23 protein-coding genes and 1 pseudogene are annotated in these 17,722 nt (G+C 53.2%); all 24 read right to left on the minus strand.

What is annotated here, in order from left to right:
• Window positions 1-17: 17 nt before the first annotated feature.
• On the minus strand, window positions 18-470 hold the full coding sequence (locus B7E11_RS25360; RefSeq protein ID WP_080840027.1) for a sigma-70 family RNA polymerase sigma factor: 453 nt from the start codon (window positions 468-470) through the stop codon (window positions 18-20).
• Between the two features lie 239 nt (window positions 471-709).
• Window positions 710-1,042, minus strand: a complete 333-nt coding sequence (locus B7E11_RS25365; RefSeq protein WP_080840028.1) for a hypothetical protein — start codon at window positions 1,040-1,042, stop codon at window positions 710-712.
• 142 nt (window positions 1,043-1,184) lie between these two features.
• Window positions 1,185-1,625, minus strand: coding sequence for an LPD11 domain-containing protein (locus tag B7E11_RS25370; protein WP_080840030.1), 441 nt, complete (start codon window positions 1,623-1,625; stop codon window positions 1,185-1,187).
• A gap of 119 nt (window positions 1,626-1,744) precedes the next feature.
• Window positions 1,745-2,185, minus strand: a complete 441-nt coding sequence (locus B7E11_RS25375) for a hypothetical protein (protein ID WP_080840032.1) — start codon at window positions 2,183-2,185, stop codon at window positions 1,745-1,747.
• A complete protein-coding gene (locus B7E11_RS25380; RefSeq protein WP_080840034.1) occupies window positions 2,175-3,941 on the minus strand; it encodes a DEAD/DEAH box helicase in 1,767 nt (588 codons plus the stop codon). Before B7E11_RS25380 ends, B7E11_RS25375 begins: the two co-directional genes overlap by 11 nt.
• Window positions 3,942-3,953: 12 nt before the next feature.
• Window positions 3,954-4,337 carry a hypothetical protein gene (locus B7E11_RS25385; RefSeq protein ID WP_080840036.1) on the minus strand — a complete coding sequence of 128 codons (384 nt, stop codon included), beginning with the start codon at window positions 4,335-4,337 and terminating at the stop codon, window positions 3,954-3,956.
• Window positions 4,330-4,578, minus strand: coding sequence for a KTSC domain-containing protein (locus B7E11_RS25390; RefSeq protein WP_213084154.1), 249 nt, complete (start codon window positions 4,576-4,578; stop codon window positions 4,330-4,332). The genes B7E11_RS25385 and B7E11_RS25390 overlap by 8 nt, the downstream gene beginning before the upstream one ends.
• A gap of 15 nt (window positions 4,579-4,593) precedes the next feature.
• Window positions 4,594-4,788, minus strand: coding sequence for an XtrA/YqaO family protein (locus tag B7E11_RS25395; RefSeq protein WP_080840038.1), 195 nt, complete (start codon window positions 4,786-4,788; stop codon window positions 4,594-4,596).
• A 72-nt stretch (window positions 4,789-4,860) separates the two neighbouring features.
• A complete protein-coding gene (locus B7E11_RS25400) occupies window positions 4,861-5,082 on the minus strand; it encodes a hypothetical protein (protein ID WP_080840040.1) in 222 nt (73 codons plus the stop codon).
• A 267-nt stretch (window positions 5,083-5,349) separates the two neighbouring features.
• Window positions 5,350-6,195, minus strand: a complete 846-nt coding sequence (locus B7E11_RS25410) for a DNA adenine methylase (RefSeq protein ID WP_080840044.1) — start codon at window positions 6,193-6,195, stop codon at window positions 5,350-5,352.
• Window positions 6,196-6,228: 33 nt separating this feature from the next.
• A complete protein-coding gene (locus tag B7E11_RS25415) occupies window positions 6,229-7,047 on the minus strand; it encodes a hypothetical protein (RefSeq protein WP_245809821.1) in 819 nt (272 codons plus the stop codon).
• Window positions 7,048-7,238: 191 nt separating this feature from the next.
• Entirely contained in the window at window positions 7,239-7,526 is a 288-nt protein-coding gene (locus tag B7E11_RS25420; protein WP_080840048.1) for a hypothetical protein, read from the minus strand.
• Window positions 7,527-8,027: a Holliday junction resolvase RecU gene (locus B7E11_RS25425; RefSeq protein WP_080840050.1), complete on the minus strand. Its 501-nt coding sequence runs from the start codon at window positions 8,025-8,027 to the stop codon at window positions 7,527-7,529.
• A gap of 16 nt (window positions 8,028-8,043) precedes the next feature.
• Window positions 8,044-8,316: a hypothetical protein gene (locus B7E11_RS25430; protein ID WP_080840053.1), complete on the minus strand. Its 273-nt coding sequence runs from the start codon at window positions 8,314-8,316 to the stop codon at window positions 8,044-8,046.
• Window positions 8,316-8,663, minus strand: coding sequence for a DNA cytosine methyltransferase (locus B7E11_RS31070; RefSeq protein ID WP_425430082.1), 348 nt, complete (start codon window positions 8,661-8,663; stop codon window positions 8,316-8,318). The genes B7E11_RS25430 and B7E11_RS31070 overlap by 1 nt, the downstream gene beginning before the upstream one ends.
• Window positions 8,552-9,034, minus strand: coding sequence for an HNH endonuclease signature motif containing protein (locus tag B7E11_RS31075; protein ID WP_425430083.1), 483 nt, complete (start codon window positions 9,032-9,034; stop codon window positions 8,552-8,554). Before B7E11_RS31075 ends, B7E11_RS31070 begins: the two co-directional genes overlap by 112 nt.
• Before the next feature lie 766 nt (window positions 9,035-9,800).
• Window positions 9,801-10,277: pseudogene (locus B7E11_RS30475) on the minus strand (DNA cytosine methyltransferase); the annotation flags it as partial.
• Between the two features lie 180 nt (window positions 10,278-10,457).
• Entirely contained in the window at window positions 10,458-11,384 is a 927-nt protein-coding gene (gene dnaI, locus B7E11_RS25445) for a primosomal protein DnaI (RefSeq protein WP_080840056.1), read from the minus strand.
• A complete protein-coding gene (locus B7E11_RS25450; protein WP_176220895.1) occupies window positions 11,381-12,163 on the minus strand; it encodes a DnaD domain protein in 783 nt (260 codons plus the stop codon). The genes dnaI and B7E11_RS25450 overlap by 4 nt, the downstream gene beginning before the upstream one ends.
• A 9-nt stretch (window positions 12,164-12,172) precedes the next feature.
• Complete coding sequence (locus B7E11_RS25455) at window positions 12,173-12,652, minus strand: endonuclease domain-containing protein (protein WP_080840059.1); 480 nt, start codon at window positions 12,650-12,652, stop codon at window positions 12,173-12,175.
• 15 nt (window positions 12,653-12,667) lie between these two features.
• Entirely contained in the window at window positions 12,668-12,832 is a 165-nt protein-coding gene (locus tag B7E11_RS29825; protein ID WP_176220896.1) for a hypothetical protein, read from the minus strand.
• Window positions 12,829-13,782, minus strand: coding sequence for a DUF5131 family protein (locus tag B7E11_RS25460; protein WP_080840061.1), 954 nt, complete (start codon window positions 13,780-13,782; stop codon window positions 12,829-12,831). The genes B7E11_RS29825 and B7E11_RS25460 overlap by 4 nt, the downstream gene beginning before the upstream one ends.
• Window positions 13,772-15,571, minus strand: coding sequence for an ATP-dependent helicase (locus B7E11_RS25465; RefSeq protein WP_080840063.1), 1,800 nt, complete (start codon window positions 15,569-15,571; stop codon window positions 13,772-13,774). The genes B7E11_RS25460 and B7E11_RS25465 overlap by 11 nt, the downstream gene beginning before the upstream one ends.
• Window positions 15,568-17,712, minus strand: a complete 2,145-nt coding sequence (locus tag B7E11_RS25470; RefSeq protein WP_080840065.1) for an SMC family protein — start codon at window positions 17,710-17,712, stop codon at window positions 15,568-15,570. The genes B7E11_RS25465 and B7E11_RS25470 overlap by 4 nt, the downstream gene beginning before the upstream one ends.
• Window positions 17,713-17,722: the final 10 nt, after the last annotated feature.

Here is a 17,722-nt window from a genome sequence, read left to right on the forward strand (position 1 = left end):
AACATAAGGGCGGGCGCTCAATTGGGGTTCAGTTTCCGCCTTGCCCGCTTAATTGCATCCTGGACGGTTCCCTTCTTGATGTGGAGGCAGTCGGCGATCCGTTCATAGGACATGCCGCCGCCGTGAGCCATCAGGAAAATTTCCTTCTCTCTTTCCGTCAGAGCTTCTAGAGCGGAGTCGATTCTTTCCCAATCCTGCTCTGCCCCCATATGGGAACATTCGTTTGCTATCCGCCCCAAGGTTTCTTCGATGACTTGCGGGTCCGTCGGTATTTCTCTTTGTTGCCCCGCGCGGCGCTCGATGCCCCTCCGCCGCCCCGGCATGCACCCTGTCTCCATCCACTCGATAGCAAACCGGAGGTCGCTAATCATCCCGCCAATGAGGGCTCTGTCGTTCGGATACTCCGCGCGGCGAAGCATACGGTAGGTCAGTCGCAATGATTTCTTATATTCCTCGATCAAGTCCCTCACTTGGCATCAGCACCCCCTCGTTATTTCTTGTCAGCCTTCCAGCCGGATCGTTTCACGCAGCGCAGGAATGGACAGAACACAATCCCATCCCGATACACCGCCCATACACACTTGTCGCAGTAGCCATCTGGCACTTTCATTGAACCGCCTCCTCGGAAACAAAAAGAGGACGCTGAACACAAAGCTGCCGCTAAGCAACCTCGTTCAACGTCCTCCCGCTTTCGGTATCAGACGAATATTTATAAGTCCTTCACTTGGTCAAGCACTTCCCGCAGCACCTCTTCCGGCGATTTGCCGATTTCCTCGAGCCACAACGGTATGAGCGGCTTCCTCGTATGCCCGTACAGGGCGCACTTGGTGCAGAGCGCCACCATCCTCCCCTTGTAGATCACCTCAGCCTGTCGGATCAAGTCCGGGTACGCCGCGCACGATTCCCCGCAGCGCGGGCATTTAATAATCCGCGAAACCCGATGGTCGTGCGACGCCCCTTTGATATTGCTGGCGAGTGGCATCATGGCGACCATGACCTCGCCCGGATTGTCGTTCACTTCTGCCTGTTTGATTGTTGCCATTTCAGTCATCCTTTCTCGAAGTGGAATAATTGGCTATTCGGATTATCGTATTGAACGCCGAATAACCATACAATTTTCTCCCGTTCTAAATTGCAGTCCCTGTTATTTACCGGAAACGAAAACCATCCTTCGGAAGTCTAGCCTATTCGTTCATTTGTTTTTCGTATTCAAGGATGCGTTCGTACGTCAGCCATTCCGGTTTTTGCCTTTCAGGGAACGAATTGTGAAGCTCCTTCATCTTCTCAATATGCTCCTTTACGCTCCCGCCGGACAGACGAGATTTATTTCGGTTCCCATACCCAAGGTAATAGTCACAATCGCTACGTAGCCTGTCCAGCATCATGTAGTTAAACCTATACGGGTTCTCTTCGTGCTTCGTCTTGAAGGTTACAACCAAGTCGCTCTTGATAGGTGAACAAGGTTCGCCGTCGAAGTCGTTCCCGCAACTATACAACTTAGGGTTATCGCTTCCCAGCGTTACGTCCTTCCACAGCACCCCAGTTTCGATACACTTATAAACGGGTCTGTCCCAGTCGTCAACTCCGACATATTCCATGGTTCTTACATTTTCATTGCTTTCCATATCTACCAGCTCCATTCGTTTGTTTTAGGGGTAGGCTCCCCAATGGGATACAAGTCAATTAGAACTCCCGTTCAACTCAATAATCCGAATACCCGAATAATTTTCGTTCAATTTGACGTCTACCATATATCGTCAAGCCTAACTTCCATCTTCGGCCTTCCGTCAGGCATCGTATCCGGTCGTTCTGTCGGCGGGTTCAAATACCCGGTATGGAACACCTTCACGATGTCCACGACCTCGTAACGATCCAACACGTACTCAATCGCACCGGCGGCATCGACTACGCCCTCCACATAGACAATGCGCACGCCGCCTTCCGGCGGTTCAAACGCAACGTCGTAAATGCGGAGAGGTTTCCCCCAATACAATCTCCGTCGTTCCCTCCCCCTCTCCCGTGCGGCGCCGATACGCCTGCGCCACGATCGGACCCATTCTTCATGTTTGGATCGGCGGGATATCTTGATCTTCGGAGGCGGCTGGTGTTTTACAGTCACCCTGTTGGTTTTCGTCGCCTTGCTGTTTTGCTTCCAGTCCTCTAACCTCACCAGTTTACTGTCCACTTGTCCGCCTCCTTTCTTCTGCTTTCCTGAGTTTTTCCATGACCTTGTCCAAATGCTTCCCGACCTCAATCTGCGAGATTTCCCGATCTTCCTCGCTCTCTGCCGATTCGCCCATGATGCCAACGAACTGCGCCGTCTTAAACCCGAGCGCCTCCATCATCTGCTCGTCGCTACCTTCGCCGCAAACGAGGTAATAGCTGATGACGGAATCTTTCTGACCCATCCGATGTGTCCGATCCTCGCACTGTGAATGGATTCCGGGCGACCAGTCGAGCTCCCCGAATACGTTAATGTTTGCCCGCTCTTGCAATCCGTCGAGGCCGGCCGCAGCCCGCAGGGAAATGATGAGTAGGTTAGTCTCGCCTTCGATGAAGCGCCTCTTTGCCGCTTCCTTTTCCGCAGGCGTTTCTCTTCCTGTGATGAACGCCGGGCGGTAGCCACGAAGCCGTTCTTCCCATTGGGCATAAACCTCATGATGATAGCCGTACAATATCACCGGCTCGCCCGCATCCAGCAGCATCTTCACGAATTCTGCAACATACGGCGCCTTCGCCACCCCGGTCGCCTGCCGAACGCGCTGACCGATTTCTCGCTTGATGCGCCCCTTCTCGAAATGATTCTCAGCCTGGTCATGCTTCCCGATGAGCCGAATCACCGTCCGCATTTCCTTTAAGAACACATGCTCATCCGAGTCGATCTGCTGGACAATTCGCCGCTTCGGCGGAAGCTCGGTCAACACGTCATCCTTTGACCGCCTGAGCATGAGTCCTTCTCGGCGCAAGTGATCCCCGAGCATTTCCGGATCCGCCACCACATCACTGCCGTATCCGTCGCACCATTCCCGCGTGAACGATTCCCAATCGCCCAGGCACTGGAAGTCGAGAATGTTCATCACGTTCCACATTTCGCCGCCTTTGCCGTAGATCGGAGTTCCAGACAGCCCGATCACCTTCTCTGTGCTCTGCGCCAGCAGGGAAGCCGCGCTGTACTTCTCCGTTCCCGAGTGCCGCAGTTCCTGAATCTCGTCGAACACGACGAATTCAAACCCGAACGAAGGAAGGTATTGCTTCCAGCCGCGCAACAATCCGTAGTGGATGATATAAAACTGCGCTGGCGGTAGGCTGTATGGCTTCAAGCCCCGAATAATATGCACGTTCATCTCTGGCAATAAGGAATCGGCTACAGGCTGTGGTTGCATGAACTTGATGATCTGCTGTTTCCACTGCGTCTGGACACTGGTCGGTGCCACGATCAAGCCGGGAAACCTCTCCAGCGAAGCAATCCAGCCGAGCGCCTGAACCGTTTTCCCAAGACCCATATCGTCAGCGAGCAGGGTCGGTGCGTTATGAAGCAGAAACGCCACGCCCTCCTTCTGGAATTCTGCCAGCTTTCCGTTAAAGTACAGGCTCGACGGTTCCAGTTTCTGCGGCGATTTCAATAGTTGCTGGCGCTTCACCGCATGATCCACCGCCTGCTGATAATCGCGCTCCCATTTGTCCGGGTTTTCGATCTTAAGCGGGTACCGCATCATGAGCCAGTTCAATTCACCATTCGTGCGCTTGTTCGACTTGAACCGGGCAATGCCTTTCCCGCGCCCTTCCGCGCCGGGGAATAGACGCTTTGCCATTTGGCAGACGATCGGCTCCCCTTCGATAATCCATGAATCCGTCCGCTCATCATACCGGAGCGTTCCGTAGGTGTAGTCGGCTGGCGCCGGGCGGTTGAGATAGGATGGTATGTCCGCCGTTTGCAACATTCGATCACCTCCTTACTTGCTGGCAATGCCCCAGAGCTTCCGCAGGCCAATCGACCGGCAGGGCTTGCCGTTGAATTCTTCCGGCACGTCTTGGTACCGCTCAATAACCAGGATAATTCCGTTTATTTCCTCGAATGCCGTGTAACGTTGCAGTTGCCGCTTTACTTCTTCGGAGTAAGGCTTTCCCTTCTTCACTTCAATGCCGATCCCGCCAGCGGCGAGGAAGTCTATGCGATTGCGCGGCGCGAGTTTGTACTCGTGGTGATAAGGAATGCCGTGTGCGTCCAGCGCCCGCTTGATCTCGTTATGGATGTCCACTTCATACTTGATGGATTGAACCCGGATGGTTCGTACAGCCTCCAATACCTTGTTCAGTTGAGGAAGGGCGCTATTCATACGCCTCAACCTTTTCCTCAACCTTCACACCCTCGAACTGCTTCTTGATATTGGCGTGGTAGAATTTGCCGACGCTCCCGCCGTTCTTCCGCTCGAGCTCCATCATCGCCTGGTACATTACGCGGGGAACTTCCTTATAGGCATAGGTTCCGCCGGAATGGAACTGGATGCGCAATTCCTGCGTTTCCTCGTCGTATCCGACAGCAGCGATATTGCTGGATTGGACTTTCTCCATGATCATGGTGCGATTCGCCTCCTAAAACAGTTCTTTTTCCTTCATCTCGAAATTGTGAATTTTTCCATTCGCAATCTTTATGAGCAGTTCCCCATGGTTCGGAACGATTACCTCCTTGGCCTTCCCACCGCTGATGAGAATGACAACAGGCCCTTTTGTGACGACCTCTGCCGAGACAGTATTGTCTGGTGCAACCTTAAGCTCTCTTGTTTTCATGGCTCACTCTCCCGTATAATCAGAGTGAGAATGTTTGTCTCTTTCCCCGTTGCCCTGCCCGGCGCGGGGAATTTATTTTTCAGCGATTGGAACAATCCTGCACTTGTCACGTGCGAACTCTGCAACGTACATCATAGCGGCATATGCGAGTTGCATATCAGTCATAAAGTCTTCCGCGTCTTTTTCGCCTTGTGGGCTGTTTTTCAGTATCCAGTTTGCGATGGCAGGTGCCACAGCACGAACGTTTTCAGCGGCATTTTCCCATGTTTCCTTAGGAAGTTCGTAAGATTTCAATAGGTTCACCCCTCGTCTTATAGGTCAAATTTAAATTCCAATTGACCGTCGTCTAATATTTCATACGGCTCCACATTTCGACCATTCTCTATGAGCGGAAGAAATATCAATCCCGGTTGATCCACTGGCGAATATGATATAATCGCGCCAGTTTCCGACATCCGCAGGACGTTGACCAATCGCTTACGCTTCACATCCCATGCTTGCGGCATGACGCTTCTCCTGTCCTGCGAGGGTAGGATTTAATTCGTATCAAAATCAACGATTTCAACCCCCCCCCGAAAATTCAGCCAATGCGAACAAATCCATCTGCCCATTATCGAAATTCATCAGCAGCAGTTCTTCCGCCCTGCAGTTTTCTCCATGACCGCCAACGACTTGTTTATAAGCGTCGAAGTATTCCCGGTTCCAGTTCGGATACAACTCATCCAGCAATGGATCATCGTAATATGAAATTATGGCTTTTCCCCGGATACCGTTCAGCAGTTCAGCAAGGTCTCGGTGATCTTGCTCGCTGAAGTCGCCAGCATAATACTGTTCGCGCCCTATGTAGGGCGGGTCGATATAAAACAGTGCATCCTCGTCATCGTACTTGGTGATGATGTTGCGGAAATCGTCATGCTCGATCATTACGCCTTTCATCCGTTCCGCAAAATCCTTAATCAGCCGACATGCGCTGATGTAGCCGTTGGCTGGATTCTGATTCGACTTCGTGCTGTGCCGCCAACCTGTATCCGCTACATCCTTGGCGTTCCCTTTGGAAATTCCCGAGCGGTTCATGTAGAACCAGCGAACCGCCCGTTCGAAATCATCCTCCGGCAAGGGCTCTTTCTTCCACCGCTCATAAAGCTGGCGGCTGTAAGGAATTGCTTCGCAAGATTCCCGTAACTTCTCTGGCTGAGATGAGGCCACAAGCAGGAAGTTGACTACGTTCCCGTCGATGTCGTTGTATACCTCATGCCCGATCCGCCCCTTTTGAGCAATGACGTGAGCCGCGCCTCCGAATGGCTCAATATATTTTTTGTGTGAGGGCATCCGACTGATGATGAATTCCGCATATTTCGACTTCCCGCCAAACCAGATGAGAGGGCTCCTGACTTTTGTTATTGACATGGCTTCCCTCCTCCTAAGCAGTAGTGCGTGTTGTCACACGCCACACATGCCCTCGCATTCATTCAGAAATCCATCGTCGAATAAATCCAGTTGATTCTCGTTAAGATCTACCTGGTCAAGCGGAAGGCAAGAACGGTGCAGAAACACTTGACCACGAAATCTCTTCAGCTTCCGTATTTCATAATCGATAAAAACTGCTTCTTTCCACGATTCAGGATCGTCACGCTTCATTTCCAGCCACAGGCGATCATCATGGAACGGACAACCGATGCAGGATGATTTCGGCGGTATGGGATATCCATGCCGCTGGAGCCAAGAGTAACACCCCCCCCTGCTCATTCCGAGTTCGACCAACGGCCAGCGATGTGTGATCCATGGTACCCTGGATGGTTTGATGCGCTGAATTTCATCCGCCGATATTCCGATCCATTCCGTCACCTGTTCTTTAACCCGCTGTCGAGGACGATATCCGAGTTGATGCCGAATTTCGCGAACAATCTGCTCGATCTTGTATTCTTTAGTGCATTGTCGCTTCATGATTGAAACCGTGCCGTCTTTGTTCTTAACAAAGAATGGGATGTTGGCGAATCTGATAGTATCCGCGAATTTGACATCTGTCTCAATTGCCGCCAGCAAGTCGTCGCGTATGTTGCTTTTCTGTGTCTCGATAATCGGTATGCCGAATTCATCTGCTTTTGTGCGGAGCCAGTTCAGGTGCCGATATACCTTCTTTGGCTCCCAGCCTGTATCAGCAAAAACGGCGAATGCGGGCTTCGGTCCAATTTCGCCATGACCCGCCATGAGGAAAAGCGTTGTAGACTGAACACCAGCCCCTAAGCTAATAACTTCCACTCGCAGCCCCTCCTTCCGCCAATTCGTTATCCTCGTTATCATCCAACAGTTCAAGGCGGTAACTTTCCGGATCCGAATTCCTGATGATCGTAATAATTTCCCACCCGCCCTGCAGGCTGGGCGATACCACCGCGCGGACATCCTCTGTGACATTGATGACCGATGCTCCATTCCGCACATCCATGCCCGACTTAATCGCCGATCGGATCGCGCTTCTTAATGCAGCCTGAATCTTGGTGACTTTCTCGTTTCCGACCCTCTCTCGCCAGCGTTTGATCGCGTGTGATGAGATGATGATCGGGGCTCTGTACTTTGTCGGCACATTCCGCCACCTCTCCCCCTGCAGAAGAATCTGCTCCCATTTGCTTATCTGCCTGTTTCGCAATGACCATCAGTGCGCAGAGGAAGTATCCGAACATAGTGCCAAAACTTAAGCACACCGTAGCCAACGCCGCGATTTCCCAGGCTGAAACCTCCATTCACATCACCTCCGCCAAATAGTCCAGTACGACACCCCGACCTTGCCTAGCTTTGGCGAACTGAGCCATTTCCTCGAAAGGGATGCTTTTCCGGCCGCCTTCCCGAGCCTTCACCCAATAATCCTGCATGGACGAGTACGGCACGACGTAAATCTCCCGATGTTTAGCGAACTCGATCAGGAAGAATGATATCCCTCCGTGATCCTGCCACGCCTTCAGGAAGTCCATCTGGTGCTGTTCGATGTTCCCTAGCGGGAACCGAGTGCGTTCCATCGTGCTCTTGGCATCGAAAGCCAGCGCCCGAGAACCCGAAACACCTACAAAATCGACGGTGCTCTTCTCTTCCGGATAAGCGCTGACAATCTCTTTCCCTCGGCGAACCACCTTAAACGGTGTGGCGACCTTCTGGATGACTGCCCAGCCTTTGGCGGCATATTGACTGTTCGCATACTCGATCATCTGCTCCAAAGCCATGCCCCGATTGGCGTAACTCACTCTCATAAAATCGCCTCCTGCATTATTTCTGCCGCCGCCCTTTAGTTCGTTTGAACCACCAGTCGACATACTCATTGCCGCGTTTCAGGGCTTCGCTAAACGATAAACCGCTCGCCAGCGTTTTCTCCTTGACTGGCTTTGTTTTCCCTTCCGTCCACCAGCCCCACCACAGACACCAGCCGTTCTCTTCCTTCAGGAGAAAGAACTCCCGTCCCAGATCCAGCGTAATGCTGTACGCTTCGCCTTCCCTTAAGGTCATCCAGCCCGCCTTCCTTGTCTCACTCTGCGCTTCCATTACCCTAACTCCCGAGCGATGGCGTAGATGACGTTGACGGTGACTGTGTTCCCGGCTTGCTTATAAAGCTGGCTGTCTGACATACGCTCAACCCTTTTCTCATGCGATATCCCCCTTTTCTCGTGACGGTTCGGCTGATTTTTAATGAGCAAATCCGCTTCCTCGGCTGTGTAATACTTCGCCCGGTCAAATGCCCAATCGGGGAACCCCTGCAGGCGCCATGTCTCTCTTGGCGTTAACTTTCTGATTCGGCAACGCGGTACTTCGTGTACAACGGGTCTCCATATTTCTTGAATCTGATGTAATGCTTGTTGCACAGCCCGAGTCCCTTCTGAGGCTTTCCGCATAATTTGCAGAGCATCTTCGGCCTGTGCTCCTTTAAGTGACAACTCCTGCATAATGCGATCAAATTCTCCGGCGAGTTGTTCTGCCAATTCTCGTCCCTGTGATGAACATCCACATTCTTTGTCGATCCGCATTTCTCGCATTTCTCCGGTTGTTTTTTTCTCCTCGCCCGATGATGCGAAACATACCAACTTGGAGAGTTCGTCGTTTCCTTCCCGGTTGAATCTTTCGCCGCACATATCTGATCGCAATATTTCCGCCTTTTGAAGTGCGTCAATGATTCTAAATCCCCATTCGCAAAACGCCTTCTCTCCAATCTCTTGCCACAATGAGAGCAATATTTCTCTGGTTCTTTCTTTCTTGGCATCGGCATCCTTCGTCGCCCCCATTTTCTCTAAGAGGAAATTCTTACTCGATCCGCCTCCGGCTCCTTTCAAGCAATGCGACAGCCCGTCCTTCCTCGTTTCAAAGCCCCTGCTGTGGATCAGGCCACTTTCCACTTCCAATGCAACGCCATGCAAGTCCTGTGCGGTCAGCGTAAACATCGGCTCGCCCGGCTCTTTCATCCTCCGGCCGTTCTGCCGTTTATCCACCCGGTCGGGAGTAAGAACGGCTCGCGGTTCCTCAACGACCATCGGTACTTTATCGAGCCGGGCAGCCTGCAATGTCCCGGTCTTATCGTGATGGATGGAGGTCGTCGCTCCATGCGTCTTATGGATACACATCACGCCTGTCCGCTGTTGGTGGTTATCCAAGCCCTTGTGGTAATTCGCGTCGATGCAGTTCACGCTATCGCGGACGCGGAGCTCGTCTCCCTGCTTGGTGACCAGCACCTTCGTTACTGCGTTCCCATGCTGTGCCAGTTGCGTCGGCGCGATTCCTTCCGGATCGTAAACCTTGCCAGTTCCTCCCGAATCATCCGGCAGATGACCGACCAGGTATAATCCTGTCTTTGCACCGCCTCCGCCGCCTTCCGCCTTAAGTGTCCGTGCAAGCCCAGAAGCGTCATAGACCCGATCCGCGTCAGCCAGCCCGCTCGTCAATTCTTTAAGCTCGCCAGCAGCTTCTCCGTCTTCTCTTGCGAGAGGAAATACTTTTCGGGTACCTCCGCCTCTAAGATGTCCGATAATGAACAGGCGTTCCCGGTTTTGCGGTACCCCGAAGTCCTTAGAGTTAAGACAATCCCATTCCGCGTCATACCCGATTTCATCCAAGGTTCTGAGGATGGTCTCGAAGGTATCCCCCCCCCGGTGGTTGAGCAGTCCGGGGACGTTCTCAAGGAATAAAAGGCGTGGTCGGAGAATAGATGCGAAGCGGACAATCTCAAAGAACAGAGTTCCGCGTGTATCGTCGAAGCCCGCCCGCTTTCCAGCAACCGAGAAAGCCTGGCACGGAAATCCTCCACAGATAACATCGATAGCTCCGATTCCTCGAATAGCGTCATCTGATACGGTTCGAATGTCATGCGCTGTCCACTCCCCTCTTGTATCATGAATGGCTTCGTAGGATGTTCTGGCGAACTTGTCGATTTCAACGTACCCGGCGCACGTATGCCCCGCCATTTCCATCCCCATCCGAAACCCGCCGATCCCGGCAAATAAGTCCAGGAAAATCATGCGTACTTCCTCGGTTCCGCTTGTTCAGGAGCCACGACCGTCATGCTTTGACCGGGATGATAGTCGTCGCTTTCCGGATTTACCGCCCGTTGGTTGCATTCAGGGCAAGGGCTGAACATCACACCAAAGCCCAAACTTTTCAAGACCACTTGTGAACCATTGCATGTTTGACACATTCCGCTACACCTCCCCCGCGTTTAGTCTGCGGCGATTCTTCCCGCCGACCCTGACTGTTTTCACGAACGGTTCAATCCGATCCATCAGCCGCGCGGCTTTAACCGGATTCGGAAACTGCTCGTCCTTCGTTTTTTCCAAGTGCTGCCGAAGCTCTGCTGTTGTCAGGTTCGATGTGAACAGGGTCGGGAGTCGCTCCATGCGCCTCTGCAGAACCGGACCCAGCACCTCGTCCCGCGTCCAAACCGTCAACGGTTCCGCCCCGATATCGTCCAGAATGAGAACCGATACTTCACGAAGGGCGTCCAGCTTACTCTCGACCTCGCCTGTCTTGATCGCGTTCTTGATCTCGCCCAGGAAATCAGGAACGTACACCATCAGCACGTCGACGTTCCGCGTCGCCAGTTCATGGGCCGCAGCGCCAACAATGGCGCTTTTGCCAACCCCGAGCGCACCGTGCAAATAAAGCCCTCGCTTTGTTTCCCCGCGTTTGAACCCAAGGCAGAAACGCATGGTTTCGGCGATGGCCTCCTTCCGATCCGCATCCCTGTCCAGCTTGTCGAAGGTCATCTGCAGGATGTGGTCGGGAACATAATGGCTCTTGATGAGATTTTGAATCTTGCGCTGCTTCTCGTGCGCCGTTTGCAATTGGCAGGGCGTGTATGTAAAACTCACGCGACCGTTGTCCGCTTGTGGGATCAAATAGTGCCCAACCAACTGCTGCGGGCAATTCTCCAGCCCTGGACAATTTGAGCAGGCGTCGACACTGCGAGAGAAGTGGAATAGCTGGTTCTGGTCGATTTTATGATCAGGGTACTGCTCGCGGAGTCTTACAACCGCTGGATGCCGGTCGATTTCGCCTTGCAACTGCGACAACCGCGCCATGAAATTATCCGGCATGAGTTTATTAATCTCGTTCGCTATGCTGTTCATGACCGTTCACCTCCAGTTCTCATTTGAGCCAGCAGGCTATCAAGTTCCGCGTCTGTTTCTCCCGTGTCTCGAAGTCTATCTTCACCTCTGAAAGCCTCAGGCAAGGGAACGGTATTCCTCGGCTTTTGCTTCCACGATGAGCGAGCCGCCGCTAGATTCCCCGCCCCCTTCTCCCATGGCTCGTCAATTCCGTCAGCTTTCCATGATTTCAAGATTCCGCCCACGTATGACAGCTTCCGTTTTCCTTGCACAACAGCAGCTTTCATGGCTTCGCACACCCAGCGCTCGCCGTAATCGTCGATCAAACAGTTCAGATTGTCGGCAATGAACGAACTGATCGTTCCAAAGCCCTCGGTTTCAAAAATCCGAAACGGGTTCATACTACTACCAGATTCATCTTGTTTATTTTCGTTTAGTTTAAATAATGCTGAACCCTTTACCTCAGGGTTTACCTCACGCTTTACCCCTCGGTTTACCTCATGCTTTACCTCAAAATTTGAGGTAATCGGTATTATTCGATATTTTCCGGCTTGCTTTTTACCCTGATTTCTATACTCAATGCGCCCTTTCTGAATGAGCATGTTCCGATGTTTGATAAGCGAGTTCTCTGAGATGCCTACCTTCGCCTGAAGCAGGGGATTGGCCACTGCAAACCACTCCGGCCATCCGCTCTTATTTGCGATCGCCATAAGGTGAAACCACAAAGTCTGTGTGGATGCTTCCAGCGGGTTTGTTTCGAGCCAATCAATGAAGGCGTTCATTTCTTTCAAGTAATTCACAGGGCATCATCACCCTTCACCATCAATAGGACGGTAGCCAAATCCTCGTTTTACATCATTCGGTAGGAGCAACTCCTCAATATCCCGGTAAATCTTCCAAGGGTCGTCTACTATTTCTGACCCCGTATAGCGGAGGACGGTGTACCCGAGCTTAGTGAGCGCCCTGTCTCGCTCCTTATCCTTTTGAGCCTGCTCCTTCGTTTTTTCATGCCATTCATGTCCGTCGCACTCAATAACAAGATTTTTAATAAGTCCTGACGCGTGGAGAGGTTCGTATCGGATCAAAAAATCAACCCGATAGCGCTCAATCCTCTCCTGCGGCATGATTGAAATATTGTGCATTCCGAACACCTTCACGAGTTCCTGGAGAATTAGCCACGTTATCTGTTCGATTGGTGTCCACTTTGAAGATATTTCCTCGTTACGTTCCGCCATTCGATCATTTAATGCGCGTATTTCCCTCTTCCAGTAAGATAAGTCCTTCGGCATGCTGCACCTCCTTGTTCACCTCGGATAAACCGCCTTTTTCTTGTATTGAATCCGCTGATGCTTCTCGCGCTTCCTTCGCCTCAATTCCGCCGCCGCTTCGAGCTTCAGGTGAATAGGACAGTTCTCGTAATCGGAGCAGATCAGGAGCAACTGTGCCCTTGTGGCAGCCTTCCAGTTCATCTGACCACCTCCGGCATTTCGTCCCACGTTCTCCCATCCAGCAGGCGACCCGCCGCCTTCCTGCCGATTCTGCAAACCGATGTGTCGGGGTTGAAGTTGAACCAGGGCTTCCCTTTGATTCCTGGTTCATTACAACGAAGCTCGTGAACCTGTGCCCACTCCCCCCACTGCTTGAAGAAGAACGGCACCCCGGCAGCTTGGCATTGATCGCGGATCGACCGCACCCAGTCTGGATGCATCGGACGGGCATTGGGGCCGGATTCACCGCCAACGATGACCCAATATACTCGTGGAGCTGGGATTGCCTTCCGAATGTCTCCGTCCCAACCAGGATAGATCCAACCTTTCAAATCTACCGGCCCCAAAAGCGGCTCCATCGATAGAAACCGAACCGCCGCTGGCGTCTGCAGGAGCAATGGGATGCGCTCATCTGCTGCGCGCTGGTTTTCGACCGATACTCCTAGCCAGACGTTCGGAAGGAACGGCACATCGCCAGCCCTGTGTTCGCCCTTGATAATCTTTGCAAAGAATGGTCGGTCGGGCGTTCCAAGATCGCGCCAGTACCTCCCAGCGAGTAACGCCGCCATCCGCTGCGGACGCTTGGTCAGCACTTGGAACGTGTGCTGAGGGCTTTGCGCCATAATCTCGAATACGCTCCAAATGAAGTCATCCGGCACATCGTCATGAAATAAGTCCGACAGTGAGTTCACGAATATCCTGCGCGGCCGCTTCCAGTGGAACGGTTGAGCCAAACGATCAGGGAACAACTGAACCTCCTTAAACGGTTTGGCATACTGCTCCGGTAGTTTCTTTCCCGCCGTATATGCCCTGTGTCGCCTGTCGTGAAGCTCGTAGGCATAACAGTTCCGGCAGCCTTCGGAAACGCGTGTGCAACCCACGACAGGGTTCCACGTCGAATCCGTCCATTCGATGCTGCTCTTATCCCCCATGCTCGATCACCCCCAAGAATCGACTAGGAACCAATTCCTGCACCTTGCCGCCGTACCCCTCGCGTTGCTGAAGGTGTGACAGGTGGAGCCATTGCCGCGCTCGCGTGACCGCCACATAAAACAGCCTGCGCTCCTCTTCGATGTCGCCGCGCTTGGAAGGAAGAATTTCCTCGTTCACGCCGATCACGAATACGCGCTCCCACTCTAATCCCTTCGCCGCATGGATGGTCAGTAGCCGGACACCGTCCGCTTCCTCCTGGGCGAGACGTTCCTGCATGTCCCGTGTCCGCATCCAGTGAAGGAAAGCGTATGGATCGAACGGTTCCCCCATTTCTTGCTGGCGGACTTCCCACCGAGCAATGAACTGCTCCGCCCTGTCCAACTCCTCAATCCGATTCCGGATCCCAGCCTGCTCGTAGCGTTCCTTAAGACCAAGTCCCCGAACGATTTCATTCCACGTCTCGCGGACGCTGTGCCAGCAGGGAAGGGCTTTGATTCCTTCCTTGAATTGTTTCAACCCCGCAAGCTCTGGAAGCCGTAAAGCGGCGATATCCTCGGGGTCAGCCTGCAGAAGGGCAATGTCCCCAATGCGCCTCTCCGGCCAGTTGATGATCCGGTTCATCGGCAGTTCATCCTTCGGATTCGCCACGAAAGCGAGATAGTCGACGATGCGGCGCACATCGTAAGGATTCATGGCATCGTTCCGGCTGCCAACCACGAATGTCGGTATGCCAGCCTGCTCCAATGCCGCCTGCATGATCTGCAGTTGAAAGTTCGTCCGGCAGAGGATTGCCATATCCTTGGTCGATTCACCGGCGGCAACCTGTTGCTGAATCTTCTCCGAAATTGCCTGCGCTTCAAGCGCATCGTCCAGATACTCGTTAACGGAAGGGTCGTCGCCTTCTTTGTCCGTCCTTAATTGCAGAGGACTCTGATAGGCAGCCCGCTCTATGGTGCGGTTCGCCAATTCGATAACTGGCTTTGTGGAACGATAGTTCTGCTCAAGCCTTACGACCTCACAACCCGGATGCCGCTCTTCGAACGTCAGGATGTTCTCAATTCGGGCGCCGCGCCAACCGTAAATGCTCTGCGCCGGGTCGCCAACCACAAACAGATTCGCCGGCCGTAACAGGTTCAGGATTCGCTCCTGACGATCGTCGGTGTCCTGATATTCATCTACATACACGTAGGAAAAGCGGCCAGACAGTTCAGCGGCGATGTCCGGGTTCTCGGAAAGCAGTTTCTCCGTCATGGCAAGAAGCCCCTCGAGATCCGTCGCATTGTTCGCCTTAAGGCGGTAGTGGTATTCATCAACGACCGCCTTCATTTCGGCATTTCCAGCGTTGCCCGACCAGGGATTCACCTGTGATGCTCGAACCTTCGAAGTGTAGCGAAGATCGGCAATGACACTCTCGATAAGCGAGCGCCTGTCCTCTTCGTCGTAAACGGAAAAATCCCGGTCACGCCCTACTTTGTGGGCATGTTGCCGAAGTACCGACACGCAGAAGGAGTGGAACGTGCCAGCGGTCAGTTTCTTGGCAAACTCTTCACCGATTAAGCTGGCGACCCGTTCCTTCATTTCCTTGGCAGCTAAGCGAGTGAATGTCAGGGCGAGCATATTGCTCGTGCCCACCCTCTCATTCACCTGCAGGTTCCCGATCCGGCTGGTCAGTACCGACGTCTTACCGCTCCCTGCCCCGGCCACGCACAGAATGCATGAACTCGGGGAAGTCGCGGCGCGGTACTGTTCAGGATTAAGCCTTCTCAATACCTCGTCGACCCTGCTCACGCAATCGCCCCCTCGGGCATCTTGCCAAGCTGATGAACCGTCCAGCCTTCAATGTCAGCGACATCAATCACCCCGGCAAGGATGATGTTGTCGAGCCGTTCGCACAGAACGTCCAGCCCCTTGAGAACCTTCTGAAAGTTCCCTTTATCCAGATTCTCGATGTTATCGATAGCCAGAACCTTGCATCCGGGGTTTGCTCGATCAAGGATGGCGACCAGCAAAGCAATCAGTACAATCATCTGCTGACCGGTGCTCAATGCGTCGAAGTCCACCTCGCGGTCTTTGTTATCGATCCAGCCGAAACGGAACACTTCCTGTCCGCTGTCGCTTTCCGTCTTGAAGAAGAACGGATGATCAAACCCCATCGCCGTGAGGTTTGCCGTAACTTCCTCGCGGATCGGGTCAAGCGAGTTCACCAACATCTCACCTTGTATGCCCTTCGGACCCAGCGATTCAGCTAGATACTTGGACGCAGCGTAGAAGTTCTCTGCCGTTGACGAATCGATCATGGATGCCTTCATGTTGGAAATCGTCGTCCGAGCCTTTTCCTGCTCCTGAAGCTTTTCCTTCAGCGCGGCGATGTTCGTCTGCAGACCAGTAAGCTGCTTCTCTAAAACCTCAATGCCGGAAACGGTATCCGCTGGCTCGGCTTCGAGCCGCTGGCGTTCTTCTTTGAGGTCGGCCAGCCGCTGGCGTTGAAGCGTTTCTGCAGATCGGGCTTTCTCGATTTGCGTCTCCAATTCCCGGACTTGAGCGCGAATTTGATCATTCTTCTTGTTCGCCTGATTCGATTCCGCATAAAGCTGATCCCGTGCCTTCTGCAGAGTGGCAACCCGCGCTCGGCATTCCTTCCGCTTATCCGTCAGTAGGTTCAGGTGCTGTTTGTGGTTCGCAGCCTCATGGAGATGCTTCTGCTCTTCCTCTTTCGCCCATCCAATGAAAGGCGTGAAATCCTTCGGGCAGGCAATGTTTGAGGCGATAACGCAAATGCCGCCGCGCTCCGATGCCTGTTTCACAGTCTGGCTCATCGCCTTGGCCTTCGATTCAGCGAGCGCCGCCTCGCGCTGAACCTCTGCCATTTCCGTCTCGATGGCGGAAATTTCGTCCTCAATGGAGGCTATCGATTTGCCGATTTCGTCTATTTGCTCTGAAGCGTCCACCTGAACGATTTGCCCGAGCAGTTCCTTGATCTGCTGTTCTGCAGAAGCGTAGTCGAACGGAGCGTTGTCCGCTTCCATGGCTTCGACCTTTTGCTTGATTTCAGCGAGCCGGGCAAGGCGGCGGTCAATGGCCTTCTTCGCTTCATTCAGGCGGGCAATTTCCGCCGATACCTGGTTCAATTCCCCCTGCAGGCGCTCGAGCTCCGCCCGGTTTTCATTGATGTTCCGATCCGTCTCTTCAAGCTGGTTTTTCAGTTCGGCCAGTTTCTGCACAGCCCCGGTCGCTTTCCGCTTCTCGGCATTCCAATGTTTTTCTTTCGCCTTCGCCCATTCCAGCATGGCCTTCACGCCGGACTCTGCATCCATTCCTTCCCGCCATTCAGCAAGGGCGTCCGCTATCGTTTGTTCTTGAGCTTTGTACCGATCTGGATTATTTTCGTAGAGTTCCTTAGAAAGCAAATTTGTGAACAGGTGGCTTCCGACTCCTGCTCTTGTCCATGCCTCTCCGTCAATTCCGGCCAGACCGTAGAAGAAGCCACGACGCTCAGCGTCTGACATCTTCAAGAATTCTCCGAAGTCGAGCATGACCGGGAAGTTCCCCATTTCCTCGGCGATTCGCGCCTCCTTATCCTTGAGCGTTGATTCCCCACGCGAAGGACTGACGTTTACCTCTTGGCTGACCGTAACTTCGCGGGTACCGTCCCGCTTGGTTTTGGATTTGCGGATGAACGAGCGGTCGAAACGAAAATTCTCCGTTTCCAAGCCCACCGTCATCTGCTCATCCGTAGAAACCCGGAACGTGTCCTGCGGACGCTTCCCAGGCGAGCCGGGAACGTACCCCAGAAGGGCCGTCCCGAGCGCCTGAATCCGCGAACTTTTCCCGATCCCGTTCGGGCCGACGAATATGTCCTTACCCGTAAGCTCTTCCACGACGTTCTGGCGCTTGAAATTCGCCAGTGTCAGCTTTTGAATACGTGCCATGCGTAAAGCC

This window comes from Cohnella massiliensis (assembly GCF_900169535.1).
Classification (GTDB): Bacteria; Bacillota; Bacilli; order Paenibacillales; family Paenibacillaceae; genus Cohnella; species Cohnella algarum.